This window comes from Streptomyces zhihengii (assembly GCF_016919245.1).
GTDB lineage: Bacteria > Actinomycetota > Actinomycetes > Streptomycetales > Streptomycetaceae > Streptomyces > Streptomyces zhihengii.
In genome coordinates this window covers 891876-909376 of record NZ_JAFEJA010000001.1, presented here as the reverse complement: position 1 = coordinate 909376, position 17501 = coordinate 891876, and the positions used below count along the sequence as shown (strand labels likewise).

General features: G+C 74.6%; 15 protein-coding genes. 11 read left to right on the top strand and 4 right to left on the bottom strand.

Annotated elements, in window-relative coordinates; translation table 11 throughout:
- Positions 1-744: 744 nt before the first annotated feature.
- Both JE024_RS03885 and JE024_RS03880 read left to right on the top strand, forming a co-directional pair.
- The gene (locus JE024_RS03885) at positions 745-2211 is read left to right on the top strand and encodes an SDR family NAD(P)-dependent oxidoreductase (RefSeq protein WP_205372220.1); all 1467 of its coding nucleotides are present in this window, start codon (positions 745-747) and stop codon (positions 2209-2211) included.
- Positions 2212-2532: 321 nt separating this feature from the next.
- The gene (locus JE024_RS03880; protein ID WP_205372219.1) at positions 2533-2703 is read left to right on the top strand and encodes a hypothetical protein; all 171 of its coding nucleotides are present in this window, start codon (positions 2533-2535) and stop codon (positions 2701-2703) included.
- 110 nt (positions 2704-2813) lie between these two features.
- Here JE024_RS03880 and JE024_RS03875 read toward each other — a convergent pair whose 3' ends face one another.
- Positions 2814-4220, bottom strand: a complete 1407-nt coding sequence (locus JE024_RS03875; RefSeq protein WP_205372218.1) for a lipase maturation factor family protein — start codon at positions 4218-4220, stop codon at positions 2814-2816.
- Positions 4221-4548: 328 nt separating this feature from the next.
- Between JE024_RS03875 and JE024_RS03870 the strand changes: the two genes are divergently transcribed.
- The 4 genes from JE024_RS03870 to JE024_RS03855 all read left to right on the top strand — a co-directional run bounded on the left by JE024_RS03870 (position 4549) and on the right by JE024_RS03855 (position 10087).
- Complete coding sequence (locus tag JE024_RS03870; protein WP_205376767.1) at positions 4549-5592, top strand: DUF6777 domain-containing protein; 1044 nt, start codon at positions 4549-4551, stop codon at positions 5590-5592.
- Positions 5593-5647: 55 nt separating this feature from the next.
- Positions 5648-7720 (top strand): SpoIIE family protein phosphatase, encoded by a 2073-nt coding sequence (locus JE024_RS03865; protein WP_205372217.1) that lies wholly within the window; start codon positions 5648-5650, stop codon positions 7718-7720.
- Positions 7721-7823: 103 nt separating this feature from the next.
- Positions 7824-9170: a wax ester/triacylglycerol synthase family O-acyltransferase gene (locus JE024_RS03860; RefSeq protein ID WP_205372216.1), complete on the top strand. Its 1347-nt coding sequence runs from the start codon at positions 7824-7826 to the stop codon at positions 9168-9170.
- Positions 9171-9226: 56 nt separating this feature from the next.
- The gene (locus JE024_RS03855; RefSeq protein ID WP_205372215.1) at positions 9227-10087 is read left to right on the top strand and encodes an Fpg/Nei family DNA glycosylase; all 861 of its coding nucleotides are present in this window, start codon (positions 9227-9229) and stop codon (positions 10085-10087) included.
- Between the two features lie 85 nt (positions 10088-10172).
- On the opposite strand, the gene JE024_RS03850 is transcribed toward JE024_RS03855, so the two are convergent.
- Positions 10173-10841 carry a zf-HC2 domain-containing protein gene (locus JE024_RS03850; RefSeq protein WP_205372214.1) on the bottom strand — a complete coding sequence of 223 codons (669 nt, stop codon included), beginning with the start codon at positions 10839-10841 and terminating at the stop codon, positions 10173-10175.
- Between the two features lie 170 nt (positions 10842-11011).
- Between JE024_RS03850 and JE024_RS03845 the strand changes: the two genes are divergently transcribed.
- From JE024_RS03845 to JE024_RS03825, 5 genes are all read left to right on the top strand, one after another.
- Positions 11012-11854, top strand: a complete 843-nt coding sequence (locus JE024_RS03845) for a LytR/AlgR family response regulator transcription factor (RefSeq protein WP_205372213.1) — start codon at positions 11012-11014, stop codon at positions 11852-11854.
- A gap of 472 nt (positions 11855-12326) precedes the next feature.
- Positions 12327-12596 carry a hypothetical protein gene (locus JE024_RS03840; RefSeq protein WP_205372212.1) on the top strand — a complete coding sequence of 90 codons (270 nt, stop codon included), beginning with the start codon at positions 12327-12329 and terminating at the stop codon, positions 12594-12596.
- Positions 12597-12733: 137 nt separating this feature from the next.
- Positions 12734-13114 (top strand): hypothetical protein, encoded by a 381-nt coding sequence (locus JE024_RS03835; RefSeq protein WP_205372211.1) that lies wholly within the window; start codon positions 12734-12736, stop codon positions 13112-13114.
- A 3-nt stretch (positions 13115-13117) separates the two neighbouring features.
- Complete coding sequence (locus JE024_RS03830) at positions 13118-14851, top strand: sodium/solute symporter (protein WP_205372210.1); 1734 nt, start codon at positions 13118-13120, stop codon at positions 14849-14851.
- Complete coding sequence (locus tag JE024_RS03825; RefSeq protein ID WP_205372209.1) at positions 14848-16068, top strand: sensor histidine kinase; 1221 nt, start codon at positions 14848-14850, stop codon at positions 16066-16068. The genes JE024_RS03830 and JE024_RS03825 overlap by 4 nt, the downstream gene beginning before the upstream one ends.
- 18 nt (positions 16069-16086) lie before the next feature.
- Here JE024_RS03825 and JE024_RS03820 read toward each other — a convergent pair whose 3' ends face one another.
- Entirely contained in the window at positions 16087-16590 is a 504-nt protein-coding gene (locus JE024_RS03820) for a hypothetical protein (protein ID WP_205372208.1), read from the bottom strand.
- An 83-nt stretch (positions 16591-16673) separates the two neighbouring features.
- The gene (locus JE024_RS03815) at positions 16674-17291 is read right to left on the bottom strand and encodes a sigma-70 family RNA polymerase sigma factor (protein ID WP_205372207.1); all 618 of its coding nucleotides are present in this window, start codon (positions 17289-17291) and stop codon (positions 16674-16676) included.
- Between the last annotated feature and the right edge of the window lie 210 nt (positions 17292-17501).

Here is a 17501-nt window from a genome sequence, read left to right as displayed (position 1 = left end):
CGCACGGCACGAAGCGCACGGTTCATCCCCCAGTATCCGATTTGCGCGCCCCTGTCGCGCGCCGCCGCCCTCGGGGCGCGCGAGGCGTGAGGCGGGTGGGCCGTCGCCCCCACCGCCCCGACGGGCGGACGCCGGGCCCCTCGGGCTCGCGTCGCGTGCGCTGCGACGGGCGGGGCGCTCCGGGCGTTCTCGTCGGGCCGGGTGCCGCGTCGCGCGCTGTGCCCTTCGGCCGCCGCGCCGTACCGCCCCGGTGAAGGGGCGGCGGGCCGCCCGTCGTGCGCCGTCCGTACGGCGGACGGCCCGCCGGTCATGGCCGGAGCGCTGCCGGCACCCCCGGTAGGGCATGCCGGACCCCCGTCCGGCATGCCCTACCCCCCTCGGTAGTGGCTCTGCCGGGAGACATAGTGGGGTGCGCGCGGGCCGGGATGTGTGGGCTCGGTGAAAGCTGGCGCGAAACGCATGTACCGCCCTTCCGCGGGGAAGGGCGAAGATTCCGTCCCAGGTCGCGAGCGGTCCGTCCGCACTCCGTGCGGCACACGGCGACAAGCGGTTGTCTCCGGAGGTGACGGCGCCATAGGTCTACACCAATCGCCGCCCAGCGCGCCCGCTGCTTTCGGCCAGCACCGCCGCCGCCCCATGATCCGGGCCCCGCAGTGACCGGCGTCATTTGGTCCGACCCCGCTCCCTCGGTAAAATCGCGCTTTTGAAACCGCGCATTCGAGTGATCGAGGAACCAAGACGGCGATGACCCTGACCGACGACAGCCCCGTGGCCTACGGCCCGGGCATCGACCCCGAGCGTCTCGCCGTCTGCCTCAGCGTGCTCGACGAGCTCGACAAGCTGGAGATCGACCACCCCGACGCCATCGCCGTGCGCAGGGCGACCGCCGGTGTCTACCGCACGGTCAAGCAGCGGCGGCGCCAGGAGCGGCGGGCCGCCAAGACCGCGCACGACCGCGCCGTCACCGAGGCCACCGCCACCGGCTCCGCGGAGCGCATCGACGACGAGACCCAGGGCCTGCTGCCCTCGTCCTCGGCCGCCGGGGAGATCGCCGGCATACTCCGGCGTCCCCGCTCCTGCTACATCTGCAAGACCCGCTACGTCGAGGTCGACGCCTTCTACCACCAGCTCTGCCAGTCCTGCGCGGCCGAGAACCGCGCCCGGCGCGACGCCCGCGCCGACCTGACCGGCAAGCGGGCCCTGCTCACCGGCGGCCGGGCCAAGATCGGCATGTACATCGCGCTGCGGCTGCTGCGCGACGGCGCCCACACCACGATCACCACCCGGTTCCCGAACGACGCCATCCGCCGCTTCAAGGCCATGCCGGACAGCGACGACTGGATCCACCGCCTGAAGGTCGTCGGCATCGACCTGCGCGACCCCGCGCAGGTGGTCGCCCTGGCCGACTCGGTGGCCGCCGAGGGCCCGCTCGACATCCTGATCAACAACGCCGCCCAGACGGTGCGCCGCTCCCCCCAGGCGTACAGCGAGCTGGTCGCCGCCGAGTCCGCCCCGCTGCCCGCGGGCGAGCTTCCGCCCGCCCAGGTCATCGGCACCTTCGGCAGCGGCGCCGTGGACTCCGTCGCGGCCCTCCCGGCGTCCGCCGGCGAGGGGCTGCGCGCCCAGGAGATCACCGATCTCGCACTCGTCAGCGGCTCCGCCTCGCTGGAGCGCATCGCCGCCGGCACGGCGATCGACGCGGGCGGCCTGGTGCCCGACCTGCACGACTCCAACAGCTGGATCCAGACGGTCTCGGAGGTCGACCCGGTCGAGCTCCTGGAGGTGCAGCTCTGCAACTCCACCGCACCGTTCATCCTGATCAGCAGGCTGCGCCCGGCCATGGCCGCCGCGGCAGGCCGTCGGAAGTACGTGGTGAACGTCTCCGCGATGGAGGGGGTCTTCAGCCGCGGCTACAAGGGGGCGGGCCACCCGCACACCAACATGGCCAAGGCCGCGCTGAACATGCTGACCCGCACCAGCGCCCAGGAGATGTTCGACACGGACGGCATCCTGATGACGGCCGTGGACACCGGCTGGATCACCGACGAGCGGCCGCACCCCGACAAGATGCGGCTGGCGGAGGAGGGCTTCCACGCGCCCCTCGACCTCGTCGACGGCGCGGCCCGGGTCTACGACCCGATCGTCCGCGGCGAGTCCGGCGAGGATCTGTTCGGATGCTTCCTCAAGGACTACGCCCCCGCCAACTGGTGACCCTCCGCCGGATATGCATTCCGGCACTTCTGGGCAACTCGACACCCTTCGGGGCATTTTCGGCCGGTGCGCCAGCAGGCGCGCCGGCCGTTGTCCATCTGGAGGGGGTCGTTGGCCTGAATTGGGCTGAATTCAGGGCCCCATCGAGCATGGGCCCGCTCATATGGTTACTCTGGGGTGAATGGACGGCCTCCAGGGACCTACTCGGTCCCCTCCGGCCGTCCTGGGACAGGTCCACCCGGCCGCGATCCCGCCAGAGTTGACGGCGCCACCGCGACCCAACTGACCCCGTCCCTGTTACGCGACACAGAGGAGTGCGCGGTGACACCAGAGGTGAAGCACGAAACGCGGCCGTCGGAGCGCGGCGGCGAGCGGCCACGCAAGGCCGATGAGATTCGCAACCTCGAGGTCTGGGCCCGTTCGGCCCCGATCCGACTGGCCGGATACGAGGAGGACCTCGCCGAGCCGCACATCCTGCCCGGCATCGACTGATCCCCGGTGCGGCTCCGCTCCGGCGGACCTCCCGCACCCGTTGATATGCGCCGCGACGCCGTGTCCCCGCCCCTCTTGGGCGGGGACACGGCGCTGTGCCTCCGCCGCCGTCAGCGCAGCCGGGTCGGCGCCAGGAACTCCCGGACCGGCGTCCGGTGCCACCAGGCCCCCGTCGCCCGGCGCTCGGCCCGCGTCGTGAACCGGTAGTGGAACAGCCGGGCCCGCACCTGGGCCGGAGGCGCGTCGGGGAAGGGGTTGTGCGCCAGCAGCCGCAGCGTGTCCCGGTCGCCCGCCAGCAGCCGCTCCACGAACGGCAGGAACCAGGAGCGGGCGTACGCGGGGGACAGCGCGGCGAACCACATCATCCAGTCCAGCCGCAGATGGTAGGGGGCGTACTGGCGCGGCAGCCTGTGCGCATCGCCCGGCTTGCCCCGGAAGCCGTACTCCCGCCACACGGTGCCCTCGTGGGCGACCGCGTCCCCCGTCCCCTCGACCACCAGTTCGTACCGCACCCGGCCGACGCTGCCGAACGCGCCGTAGGCGTTCACCAGATGGAAGGGGTCGTACGAGCGGTTCATCGCCTGGCGCCGGGAGAACAGATTGCGTGCCGGCCGGTAGCCGAGGGCCAGCAGCCCGGCGGCGACCGCGGACACGACGACCACGTACCAGAGCGGCGCGGCGGGCAGGGCCGGCGGCGTGACGACGGGGGAGGCGTCGACGGCGGACAGCGCCAGCACGATCGTCAGCCAGTTCAGCCAGGCGAAGTTCCCCGAGAGCACCAGCCAGAGCTGGGTCACCACGATCAGCCCCGCCGCGGCACCCGCCACCGGCTGCGGGGTGAACAGCAGCACCGGCACCAGGAGCTGCACCACGTGGTTGGCGGCCGTCTCGACCCGGTGCGCGGGCCGGGGCAGATGGTGGAACCACCAGCTCAGCGGCCCCGGCATCGGCTGGGTCTCATGGTGGTAGTAGAGGCACGTCAGATCACGCCAGCAGGCATCGCCGCGGATCTTGATGAGCCCGGCGCCGAACTCGACCCGGAACAGCACCCAGCGCAGCAGCCACAGCACGATCACCGGGGGAGCGGTGTGCTCGTTGCCGAGCAGGATCGCGAGGAAGCCCGTCTCCAGCAGCAGGGACTCCCAGCCGAAGCCGTACCAGGTCTGCCCCACGTTGACGATCGACAGGTACAGGGCCCAGAGGGCCGCCCACCACGCCATCGCGACGCCGAGCGGCAGATGGTCCGCGGCCCCCGCCGCCAGGGCGGCCGACAACAGGGCGCCCGCCCAGGCGACGGAGGCGAAGAAACGATCCGACCAGTGCAGCCGGAACAGTGTCGGCGCTCTCCGGGCCGGTACCCGGCGCAGGTACTCCGGCACCGGGAGCATGCCGCGCGTGCCGATGAGCGCCCGGAACTGGAGCGCGGCCGACACGAACGCGATCAGGTACACGACGGCCAGAGCCCGCTGGAACACCAGCCGGCTCAGCCAGTAGGCGTCGTCGCCGAACCACTCCATCCCACCCAGTATCCCGGCCGCCGGGCCGCGGCGGCGCCTGCCCGCCGAATGGGGGCGGGTCCGCCCCCGGCCCCCATCGCCGCGGCCCCGGGCGCCCGCACTCGGCTGACCAGTACGGACCCGGGGCCGCCGGGCCCCGGCCGCACGCCCCGCATCCCTGGGCTGAACGTGTTCAAGTCGCGTCGCTTCTGTCGATCCGTCAGAAATGGAGGAACACAGAACACAGAACACAGAACAGCGGCACGGAGACACGGAGCACCGGGCACGGATCACGGCCCCGGGGCGTGCGGCGCGGGACAACGGAGTGGGAGACGTGGTGCGTTCACCGATGCATCGTCTGTACGCGGCGGCCGCCGCGGTGTGCGTGGGCCTGCTGGCCACCGGCTGCGGCGGCGGGGAGCGGGAGTCCGCGTCGGGGGAACTGCTCCTCCAGGCGCTCGCCGCCCCCGGCCCCGACCCCTTCACCGCCTCCACCGCACGGTCGGGCGCCGCCTTCACACCCCCGCCCGTGACCCCGGCGCCCAAGAGCCCCTCCGGGAACGGCACCACCCTGCGGACGATCTCGGGCTCCACCCCCGGCCTCTACGCCGGGATCCAGGAGACCCCCGGCTGCGACGTCGAGGCCCAGATCCGCCTGCTGGGCAAGGACAAGGCCCGCGCCCGGGCCTTCGCCGACGGCGCCGGCGTCGAGGCGGGCGACATCGCCTCCTTCCTGCGCGGACTGACCCCCGTCCAGGTGCGCGCCGACACCCGGGTCACCGGGCACGGCTTCGACGGCGGCCGCGCCGCCGCCCACCAGGGCGTCCTCCAGGCCGGCACGGCCGTCCTGGTGGACCAGTACGGATCGCCCCGGGTGCGCTGCGCCGCCGGCAGCCCGCTGCGGCAGCCGATCGCCGTCACCACCGCCGTCGTGCCCAAGGGCAAGCCGTGGTCCGGCTACCGCGCCGACCGGGTGATCGTGGTCAAGCCCGCCACCCAGGTCGTCAACAACCTCCTCATCGTCAACCTCGCCGACGGGAGCTGGATCGAGCGGCCCACCGGCACCGACGGCGAGGAGGACGCCCGCCCCGAGGTGCTGCCGCCGGTGGACGCCGCCGAGGTCTTCTCCGACCTGTCGCGCACCGGTGCCGCCGGCACCGACGCCGCCGGCACCCCGAGCCCCTCCGAGGCGCCCGCCCCCGCCGAGCCGCAGCCGGTGCCCGACGCGCCCGCGCCCGCCCCCGCCGAGCCCCAGGACCAGCCGGTGCCCGCACCGGACGAGGCGCCCCTCGACGAGGACCCGCTGCCCCTGCCCGCCGAGCCCGGCAGCGGTCTCCCGGACACCGGTACCGGGCCCGACGCGGCTCCCGCACCCGACGTCCACCAGGGCTGACGGGGGCGGGGGTCATCCGGTCGTGGGATGCGGCGAATGATGGCAGAGTGGCCCCATGGCTGATCGGGCAGCGGGTGCCCTGTCGCTTCCCGACGACTGGCCGGCGCACGCGGACACGAGTCTGACCCTCAACGGCATGGGCTGCTTCGACTGGGACCTCACCAGCGGCCTCATGCACATGGACGCGCTCGGCCTCGACGTCTTCGACCTGCGTCCCGACGAGTACGACGGCCACCCCACCACGCTCGGCGCGCGGGTGCCGCCGGACGAGGGCGTACGGCTGGACACCCTGGTGACGCAGGCCCTCAAGCGGGGGCTCGACCGGTACGGCGCCTACTTCCGCATCCGCCGCCGCGACGGCACGCTGCGCTGGACCCACACCCAGGCGTGCGTCCGGCGCGACGAGAGCGGCCGCCCTGTGCGCATCATCGGCATCGTGCGCGACGCCACCCAGGAGCTCGCCGACGCCGCCGCCCGGATGGACGCCGACGACGAACGACGGCGGCAGACGAGCGTCGTCGAGTCGACCACCGCCGCCCTCGCGCACGCGCGGACGGTCGAGGACATCATCGAGCTGCTCAAGGGCTCCGGAGACCTCAAACTCCTCGGCGCGGCCAGCCTGGTCATGGGCCTGCTCGAATCGGGCCGGATCCACCTGGTCGCGGAGGGCCCCGAGGGCTCCTTCGTGCCCGGCACCCGCTACACCCGCATCGACGAGCAGTACCCGATGAGCGAGGTCGTCCGCACCCTCACGCCCCGCTTCATCGAATCGGCCGAGGACTTCGCCGACTCCTACCCCGTGCTCTGGCCGCACATCAGCGGGCTGGGCATCTCCTCCGCCGCCTACCTCCCGCTGATCGCGCAGGCCCGGCCCATCGGCGCGCTCGGGCTGCTGTACCGGGACAAGCGCGGGTTCACCGCCGACGAGCGCAACGTGCTCGTGGCGCTCGGCAGCAGCATCGCGCAGAGCCTCCAGCGCGCGGTCCTCTACGAGCAGGAGCACGACCTCGCCGAAGGGCTCCAGCAGGCGATGCTGCCCCGCCGGATCCCCGAGGTGCCCGGGGCGCAGATCGCGGTGCGCTACCGCTCGGCGCGCTTCGGCCGCGACATCGGCGGCGACTGGTACGACGTCATCGCGCTGCCCAGCGGACGGGTCGGGGCCGTCATCGGCGACGTCCAGGGCCACGACACCCACGCGGCCGCCGTCATGGGACAGCTCCGCATCGTGCTGCGGGCCTACGCGGCCGAGGGCCACACGCCGGCGACGGTGATGGCCCGCGCCTCCGTCTTCCTGGACGAGCTGGACACCGACCGCTTCGCCACCTGCACCTACGCGGAGGCCGACCTGACCACCGGGGTGGTGCAGATCGTGCGGGCCGGCCACGTCGACCCGCTGGTCAGGAACCACGACGGGAGCTGCCGCCGGCTGCCGCTGCCCGGCGGGCTGCCGCTCGGGCTCTCGGCCGAGTTCGGCCGGCTCGAATACCCGGTCAGCACCCTCGAACTCGACCCCGGGCAGACGCTCCTGCTGTACACCGACGGACTGGTCGAACAGCCCGGCGCCGACCTCGACGACGGGATGCAGCTGCTCACCTCGCTGGTGCACGACGGCCCCCGCGACCTCCAGCTCCTGGCCGACCACCTGTGCGAGGTCGTCGACGAACGGGGCGGCGACGACGACGTGGCGCTGCTGCTCCTGCGCCGCAAGGGCGCCCTCGCCCCGCAGGCGGGCGGCCGGCTCCAGCAGCACGTCGCCCAGAACGACGCGGAGGGCCTGCGCTCGGCACGGCACATGGTGCGGGCGGCGGTGCGCGCCTGGGGCGCCCGGGAGCGCGCCGACGAGATCGAGCTCGCCGCCGACGAGATGATCACCAACGCGCTGATGCACACCGACGGCGGGGCCGTGGTCACCGTGCGCGTCCTCACCGGTGCCCGGCGGCGGCTCAGGGTCGAGGTGGAGGACCGTTCCAGCGCCCTGCCCCGGCGCAGGGACGCGGGGGAGGACGGCGTCTCCGGACGCGGACTGCTGCTGGTGGACCGGCTCTCGGACGCCTGGGGCGTCGAGGCGCGGGGGAGCGGCAAGAGCGTGTGGTGCGAGTTCGGCGTCCCCGAACGGGACGCACGCTGAACGAAACGTGTTGTTGACCGTATGTGCATGATTCGTGCTTGACCGTGACCGATCGCAGGCGATTGACTGCGGAGTCCCGGCCTCCGAAAGACATGAGGACCCCGTGACCACTGAGCTACTCGCCCCGCTCGACCTGGCGTTCTGGCACCTGGAGTCGGCCGGGCACCCGATGCATCTGGGGGCACTCGCCGTGTTCGGCCCCGGGCCCGAGGGCGGCGGCCACGACGACCTCCCGGAGCTGCTGGCCGCCCGCGCCGCCGCGATCCCCCGGCTGCGGATGCGGGTCGCGGACGTGCTGCTGCCCATCGGCGGATCCGCCTGGACCATGGTCCGGGACTTCGACGTCCGGCGCCATGTCCACCAGGTACGGCTGGACGGCGACGACTTCGGCCGGGCCGTCACCGAAGCCGCGGGCGAGCTGATGGAGCGGCCGCTGGAGCGCGGACTGCCGCCGTGGGAGATGTATCTGCTGCGCTCCGCGGACGACACCCGGTGCGCGGTCCTCGTCAAACTCCACCACGCGCTCGCGGACGGGATGCGGGCCGTCGCCATCGGAGCCGGGATCTTCGACGAGATCGCCGACGCCCGCGCCACCGCGGCGCACCGCCCCCGCCCCGTCCCGGCCCGCACCCCGCCGGCCGGAGCGCGGCGGCTGGCCGGCTTCGCGCAGTCCCGGATCGGGGAACTGGGCCGGGCCGTCGGCGTCGGCGCATCCCTCGTCCGGGCCAGCCGTCTGGACCCCCGCGGACTGCCCGCGCTGACCGCCGCCCCCAGCGGCACCCGCAGGCTCGCCACCGCCGTGCTCCCGCTCGACACCGTGCACCGGGTGCGCCGCGCGTCCGGCGGCACGGCCAACGACGTGCTCCTCGCCGTGGTCGCCGGAGCTCTCGGACGGTGGATGACCGAACGCGGCGACCGGCTGCCCGCGGCCGGGCCGCGCGCCCTCGTCCCGGTGTCCCGGCGGCGCCCCGGGCAGCCCGCCGGCTCCGGCAACCGGCTCTCCGCCTACCTCCTCGAACTGCCCGTCGCCGAGCCGGACCCCCGGCTGCGGCTGGCGGCCGTGCGGGAGGCGATGGACCGCAACAAGGCCGCCGGACCGGCCCGCGGCGCCGGCGCCGTGGCCCTGCTCGCCGACCAGCTCCCGCCCCTGGCCCACCGCTTCGGGGCGCCGCTCGCCGGCGGCGCCGCGCGGATGCTCTTCGACCTCCTGGTGACGAGCGTCCCGCTGCCGCGCGCCGCCCTCTCCCTCGGCGGCCGCCCGCTGCGCGAGCTCTACCCGATGGCGCCCCTCGCCCGAGGCCAGTCGCTGGCCGTCGCCCTTTCCACCTACGGCGGGCGGGTGCACGCCGGACTCGTCGCCGACGGCGAGGCCGTACCCGACGTCGGGCGCCTCGCGGCCGCCCTGGGCGAGGAACTCGCCGCACTCGACGGGCTGCCCGGCGCCGCCTGAGGGCCGGGCCCGGCCGCCGCTTCGCGACCGGCGCGCCCGTGCGGCAAGGTGGAGCCATGCCAGAACTGCCCGAGGTGGAGGCGCTCCGCGGGTTCCTCGACGACCGGCTCACCGGCCGGGAGATCGCCCGCGTGACGCCCGTGGCCATCAGTGTGCTCAAGACCTACGACCCGCCGCTGACCGTCCTGGAGGGCGCCGAGGTCACCGCCGTCGAGCGGCACGGCAAGTGGCTGGACATCGGCGCGGCCGGGCTCCACCTGACCGTGCACCTCGCCCGCGCCGGCTGGCTCCGGTGGACGGACGAGGTCCCCGCCGCGCCACCGCGCCCCGGCAAGGGGCCGCTCGCGCTGCGCACCGTCCTCACCGACGGCGCGGGCTTCGACCTCACCGAGGCGGGCACCACCAAGCGGCTCGCCGTCCACCTCGTCCGCGACCCCTCCGAGGTGCCGCAGATCGCCGCGCTGGGACCCGACCCGCTCGCCGACGGCTTCGACCGGGCGGCGCTCGCGGCCGTGCTGGCGGGCGAGCGGCGGCAGATCAAGGGCGCCCTGCGGGACCAGAAGCTGATCGCCGGCATCGGCAACGCCTACAGCGACGAGATCCTCCACGCCGCGCGGATGTCCCCGTTCAAGCCGGTCCAGAACCTCGACGAGCACGATGTGGACGTCCTCCACGAGGCGCTGCGGAGCACCCTGCGCGACGCCGTCGAACGCTCGCGCGGGCTCGCCGCGGGGCGCCTGAAGTCGGAGAAGAAGAGCGGGCTGCGGGTGCACGGCCGCACCGGCCTGCCCTGCCCCGTCTGCGGTGACACCGTGCGCGAGGTGTCGTTCAGCGACTCCTCGCTCCAGTACTGCCCCACCTGCCAGACCGGCGGCAAGCCGCTGGCCGACCGCAGGCTCTCGCGGCTGCTGAAGTGACCCGCCCCGGCCGGTGACCCGCTCCGGCCGGTGACCCGCTCCGGCCGGTGAGCCGCCCCGGCCGGTGAGCCGGTCGGCGCCGAGCTCAGCCGCCGATCGAGAGCAGCCGTTCGCCGTTCTCGCCCCGGACCTCCCACCGGCCGATCTCGGCGGGATGCAGATCGGTTCCCCCGGTGACGTCCAGCGGGCCCGCGCTGCCGGGGCCGTCGGACACCCCGTAGCCCCCGTCCGGCACCCACCAGCTCAGCACCGGATGTTCCGCCCCGTCCTTGCCGATCGCAACGAGACGGCAGACCCGCGGTCCCGGCAGCGCCGTCAGCCGCATCGCCACCTCGGTGCCCCAGCCGTGGTCCTCCAGCGCCACCGACGCCCGCACCCCGGACACCGGGTCCTTCGCCACCACCCGCTGCACGGTCACCGGCGCCGTCCCGCGTGCCGCCACCACCGCGACGGGCGTCCCGACCACCAGCACGGCCGCCACCGCGGCCAGCGCCAGCCGCCGCCGGCCGTCGCGGCGCCGCTGCGCGCGGACCCCCTGCGTCAGCCGTTCCAGCAGGCCCGCGGAGGGCGGCGCCACGCCTCGGCCCGGCCCCGCGAGCGCCGCGACCGCGCGGGCCGCCCCCGAGAAGTCCGACAACTGCACGGCGCAGCGCCCGCAGCCGCCCAGATGCTCCTCGAAACGGAGCGCGTCACCCGGTTCCAGGACGCCCAGCGCATAGGCGGCCACATCACGGTGCGGCTGCTGGCTGCTCATCGGGGATCCTCGATTCCTGGTGTTACGGGCGGTCACCCTGCTATACGCGGCGGGGACGCCCTCTGCTCAACTCCCGGGTCACGCTTCGGACGCGATCGCAAACCCGTGTGCGCGCCGGTCGCGGACCGGGGCGTGGCCCCGCTCCGGCGGGCGCCTCTACACTCCGCAGCATGCTGCGCGTACTGGCTGTGGACGACGAGAGACCTGCGCTCGAGGAGCTGCTCTACCTGCTGCGGGCCGACTCCCGGATCCGCAGCGCCGAGGGCGCCACCGACGCCACCGAGGCCCTGCGCCGCATCGGCCGGGCGATCGACGCCGACCCGGACGGCGACGACGGGATCGACGTCGTCTTCCTCGACATCCACATGCCCGGCCTCACCGGGCTGGACGTCGCCCGGCTGCTCGCCGGCTTCGCGCGGCCCCCGCAGATCGTCTTCGTCACCGCGCACGAGGGGTTCGCCGTGCAGGCGTTCGACCTCAAGGCGGTGGACTACGTGCTCAAGCCGGTCCGCCGGGAGCGTCTGGCCGAGGCGGTGCGCCGGGTGCGCGAACTGGTGCTCGCCCAGCACGCGGGCGGGCCGCCGGACCGGGAGCCCGGGCGCGCCGCGCCCGGGCCCGCGGAGCCCGGGCGGGCCGGGGCGGACCGGGGCGCCGGTCCGGCGGTGGTGCCGGGACCGGCCGGCGAGCAGATACCCGTCGAACTGGGCGGGGTCACCCGCTTCGTGCCGGTGGACGAGATCACCTATGTCGAGGCCCAGGGCGACTACGCCCGCCTGCACACGGCCGAGGGCTCCCATCTGGTGCGCATCCCGCTCTCCACGCTGGAGGAGCGCTGGGCGTCGCGCGGCTTCGTCCGCATCCACCGCAGCCACCTGGTCGCGCTCGGCCGCATCGACGAGCTGCGCCTGGACGCGGGGGCGACGAGTGTCCGCGTGGGGGCCGCGGAACTGGCGGTCAGCCGCCGCCACGCCCGCCAGCTCCGCGACCTGCTGATGCAGCCCCGCAATCCCTGAGGGGCCTTCCCTGGAAGGCGGCCTTCCGGACGGGCACCCCGAGCCCGTCCGGCGATGGAGGACACGGCCGCAGGCCGTGCCCCAGCCACCGGCGCGCACGCCGAGAGGTGCGCGTGCTTGGTATCCCAGCCGTCCGGCGGACGACGACGGGCCGATGGCGGTGCCGCGTCGACCGGCCCGCACGCCGGTGGGGTGGCACCGCGCTGCGCGCGGTGTCCTCAATCGCCGGACGGGCTGAGATACGCGCGCTTGCCGGGAACCCGGCCAGCGCCCCCCGCAAGGAGGGCCCCCGGACCGTTCACCCCCGCACGCCGCCCGTTCGTCGCGGCGGGGGCGCCGTACGGCGACGGAGCAGGGCCGCTGGGCGAGCGGGGGCCCCGGGCCCCGGGTCCCGGCGGTCCCCGTGGGCCTAACCTTGATCACTGGGGGACCGCGCCCGACCGCGCAGGCCCGCTCCGGGGAAAGGGGCCCGATGTCCGACATCGAAGCACTGCTCGACGAGCTGCGCGGCCTCCCCGTGACCAGACCGACGGGCCAGGTCGAGCTGGAGGCGCTGCTGACGGCGGCGCGCAGCGCCGCGGGCCGCTGGGCCGATGTGCTGGAGGACATCCGCGAGTCCGCCCGCGGCCTCGCCGGCCCCCGCGCCGAGGCCGCGCTGGAGGTCGCGTTCCGCCGGGCCGAGGAGTCGTACGTCGAACTGGAGATCGCGCTCAGCGACTGCGCCCGCCCCAGCGGCCCCTGAGCACCCCCGGGCCGGACGGGCGGGATCCGCCGCCCTCCGTCTCTACCGTCGGTGATCACCGCTGCGTAGACTCCCCAACCCGGGCCGTCCCCGACGCCCCCGTCCCAGTCCTCCGACAGACGCTGGAGCGGACGCCGATGTCTGCAGAGCAAACCCCGCGGCGCGAGGTGGTCACCGGTGTGCCCCGCGGCGCACGCCGTCCGCCGGGGTACGCGCCCGCGCGCTCCGAGATCACCGAGCAGACCACGCTCGGCGCCACCTATGTGCGGTCCCTGATGCGCAGCCAGCTCCGCGCGGCGCTCTACGCCCTCGGCACGCTGGCGCTGTTCGTCGGCTCACTGCCGCTGCTGTTCGCCCTGCCCGCCGCGCTCGGCGGGTCCCCGGGGTCCCCGGCCCCGTTCGTCTGGGCGGCGCTCGGTTTCGGGGTGTACCCGGTGATGTGGCTGACGGCCCGCTGGTACGTGCGCCGGGCCGAGCGCAACGAACGCGACTTCACCCGGCTCGTCGAAGGCCGCTGACACGTGAACCAGACCTACGCGGTGACCGCCGTCACCGTCGTGGTCCTCGCCACCGTCCTGATCGGCGCGCTGGGGCTGCGGATATCCCGCACCACCTCCGACTTCTACGTGGCCTCCCGCACCGTGGGGCCGGGGCTGAACGCGGCGGCCATCAGCGGCGAGTACCTGTCCGCCGCCTCCTTCCTCGGGATCGCGGGACTGCTGCTGCTCCAGGGCCCGGACATGCTCTGGTACCCCGTGGGGTACACGGCCGGCTATCTCGTCCTGCTGGTGCTCGTCGCCGCCCCGCTGCGGCGCTCCGGTGCCTACACGCTCTCCGACTTCGCCGAGGCCCGGCTGGAGTCCGCGGTGGTGCGCCGGCTGGCGAGCCTCTTCGTCGTCGGGATCGGCTGGCTCTATCTCCTGCCCCAGCTCCAAGGGGCGGGCCTGACGCTGGAGATCCTGACCGGCGCGCCGGACTGGCTCGGATCCCTGGTCGTCGCCGTCGTCGTCACCGGGGCGGTCGCGGCCGGCGGGATGCGCAGCATCACCTTCGTCCAGGCGTTCCAGTACTGGCTGAAGCTGACCGCGCTGCTGGTGCCCGCGGTCTTCCTGCTGGCCGCCTGGGCGGGCGACGACGCTCCGCGTGCCCGGTTCGACGCCCCCGCAGTGCTGCGGGAGCACACCGACATCCGGGTCGGCGACACCGTGCGCGTCGACCTCGGCGCCCCGCTGACGGTGACGGTCTCCGGCACGGTTGACGGCGAGCGGTACCGCGGCGAGCGCGTCACCCTCGGCGAGGGCACCCACCGGATCGACGCCGGGACGGAGCTCGGCCTGCCCGCCGGGTCCCCGGTGCCGGAGCGTGCGGTGTCGGGCACCGATCCGGTGAGCTGGTCGCAGCCGCTGTCGGGCGGCCGGGACGGCTACCAGCTCTACGCGACGTACGGGCTGATCCTCGCGACGTTCCTCGGGACCATGGGGCTGCCCCATGTCGCGGTCCGCTTCTACACCAGCCCCAACGGACGCGCGGCCCGGCGCACCACCCTGATGGTGCTGGGGCTGATCGGCGCCTTCTATCTGCTGCCGCCGGTGTACGGGGCGCTGGGCCGGGTGTACGCGCCGGAGCTCGCGCTCACCGGGGCGGCGGACGCGGCCGTCCTGGTGCTGCCCGAGCGGGTGGTCGGCGGCCTGGCCGGGGAGCTGCTGGGCGCGCTGCTCGCGGGCGGAGCGTTCGCGGCGTTCCTGTCGACGGCCTCGGGGCTGACCATGTCCGTGGCGGGGGTGATCACCCAGGACGTGCTGCCCTCCCGCGGGGTGCGGCACTTCCGGCTGGCGACGCTGGTGGCGGTGGCCGTGCCGCTGTGCCTGTCGGTGATGACGAGCAACGTGCCGGTCGCCGACGCCGTCGGGCTGGCGTTCGCCGTGTCGGCGTCGTCGTTCTGCCCGCTGCTGGTGCTCGGCATCTGGTGGCGGCGGCTGACGCCGCCCGGGGCCGCGGCCGGGCTCGTGGTGGGCGGCGGGGCCGCGCTGACGGCCGTGATGGCGACCCGGGCGGGCCTGCCGCCCGAGGGGTGGGCGCACACGCTGATGGCGTGGCCCGCGGTGTGGTCGGTGCCGCTCGGATTCCTGACCATGGTGGCCGTCTCGCTGGCCACCCCCCGTCACATACCCTCCGGGGCCGCCGCGATCCTGGCCCGGCTGCACCTTCCCGAGGACCTCACCGGACGGCAGCAGACGGAAGGGGCGGAGCGATGACGGGCATGGAGGCGGCGGCGCTCGCGGCGGCGGGCGCGGTCCTGCTCGCGCTCGGGTTCGCGTGCGGCAGGGTCACCGCCCGGCGCGGCGCGAAGGCCGACCTGGATCTCGGCACGCCGGTGGAGCGGGCCACCTTCCACACCCTGCACACCGCGTCGCTGGCGGCGCCGCCGCTGCGGGCGGGACTCACCGAGGACACGGCCCGCAAGGCGGCCCGCAGGCTGCGTTCGCTGCTGGGCACCGAGGCGCTGTGCCTGACCGACCGGCAGCGTGTGCTGGCCTGGGACGGCCCGGGCGGCGACCACCACCGTGAGCAGGTGATGCTGCGGGTCGCCGAGGTCCTCGGGTCCGGGCGCAGCCAGAGCGTGCGCTCGGAGTGCGCGGACCTGGAGTGTCCGCTGCGCTGGTTCGTGATCGCGCCGCTCAGCGGCGAGGAGGGGGTGCTCGGCACGCTCGTCGCCTACGGGTCGCGGGAGTCGGCCGTCCTCGTGCGGGCGGCGACGGAGGTCGCCCGCTGGGTGTCGGTGCAGCTGGAGCTGGCCGAGCTGGACCGTTCGCGCACCCGGCTGATCGAGGCCGAGATCCGTGCGCTGCGGGCCCAGATCTCGCCGCACTTCATCTTCAACTCGCTCGCGGCCATCGCGTCGTTCGTGCGGACCGATCCGGAGCGGGCCCGTGAACTGCTGCTGGAGTTCGCCGACTTCACCCGCTACTCGTTCCGCCGGCACGGCGAGTTCACCCATCTCGCGGACGAGCTGCGCTGCATCGAGCAGTATCTGGCCCTCGCGGGGGCGCGTTTCGGGGACCGGCTGAAGGTCACCCTCCAGGTCGCCCCGGAGGTGCTGCCGGTGACGCTGCCCTTCCTGTGCCTCCAGCCGCTGGTCGAGAACGCGGTCAAGCACGGCCTGGAGGATTCGAGCACCGAGTGCCGGGTCACCATCGCCGCCCGTGACGCGGGCGCCGAGGCGGTGGTGACCATCGAGGACGACGGCGTCGGCATGGACCCGGAGGCGCTGCGCGCGATCCTTGCGGGCCGGGGGACCACGGCCTCGGGCATCGGGCTGCTCAACGTCGACGAGCGGCTGCGCCAGGTGTACGGGGACGACTACGGGCTGGTGATCGAGACGGCCGTCGGGGCCGGGATGAAGATCACCGTGAGGATCCCCAAGTACCGCGCGGGCGTGCACTCGTCGTCCGTCCGGCGGGTCGTGGGCTGACCGGGCGCCACGGCCCCCTCACCAGAGGTGGACGGCCAGGTGGCCGAGCGGGACGCCAAGTTCCCAGGCCGGCGTCCACACCTTGCTGCTCTCGTCGACCGTGCCGGGGAGCGGGCGGGACGGGTGCCACGGTTCGAGGTCCCCGAGGTCCGCGGCGTACACCTCGGTCGTGCGCAGCCAGTGCCAGGTCGCCGTCGCGAGCGCCAGGTCGGGGCCGTCGTGTCCCTCGCGGGCGGCGCGGGCGGCGAGCCGCTCCTCCACCCACGCGGGCCAGGGGTGGCCGCAGGCGGTGAGGGCGAGCCAGTGGTCGGTGTCCTGCGCGCCGCCGGAGGCGAACGTGTCGGCGCCGCCGCCCTCGCACAGGTGGACGGTGAGCGCGAGAGCGCGGTGTCCGGCGCGGAACTCCAGGGAGCCGGGGGCCACCAGGCCGCCGGTGCGCAGGATCACGTCGGCCGTGTACTCGGCGCACAGCCAGGCCATCGGGACGGCGAGCCCCGCCCCGCCGGTGCTCTCGGACCGCATGCCGTCCCCTCACTCTCGCCGTCGGTTCTCCGGGTCTGTGCACGAGCCTCCACCGTCCCTCACGGCGGGAGGCCCGGATTCGCTCAACTGCGGCGTGACGTTCGGCATACGGTCGCGCCGCGGCCGTGACCGGAGTGGGAGTCGCGTACGACCGAGGTGCGCGGGGCCGTTGTGACGGGCCGCCTGCTGTAGCCGGGCAGGCAGCCGGCGAGGGCGCGCAGGGCGTAGTGGGAGCGCGACTTCACGGTGCCCGCGGGGATGCCCAGCGCCTCGGCGGCCTCGTTGACGCTCATCCCGTGGAAGTAGATCTTCACCAGCACGGCGCGGTGCTCGGGGCTGAGCGATCCGACGGCGGCGCGCACGTCGAGCGCGGCGACCGCGCTCTCGGTGCGGTCCGCGGGGTCGGGTGTGGTGGCGAGGACGCCGTCGCCTATCTCGGCGGGGCGCGCCAGCCGGGAGCGCCGGGCGTCGATGGCGAGGCGGCGTCCGACGGTGAACAGCCAGGGGCGCATGGACTCGTAGGGCGCGTCGAACGCCTCGGGGTGCTGCCACGCGCGCACCAGCGTCTCCTGGAGCAGGTCCTCGGCGCGCTGCTGGTCCCCGTACGTGAGGCCCAGCAGGAAGCTCAGCAGCGCGGGCCCGTGCTCGCGCTGGAGTTCCGCCATGGCCCTCTCGTCGGTGGTCGCGGTCGCCGTCGCCATTGCCAACACCCCTTCACCCGTAGGTCGCCGTCACGTGGCGTATCCGAACGCATCGGGCCGCGCCGCGACAGACGCCGTACCCGGGTCGTCGGTGAACGGTCGCACCGGGCGGCGAGTGGTGCGGTGAGCGGTCGGCCGGGGTGGCGGACCGGCGGCCGTGCGGCGGGCGGTCGGCCGGGCGCGCCGCCCGCCGCCGTCCGGCCGCGGCCG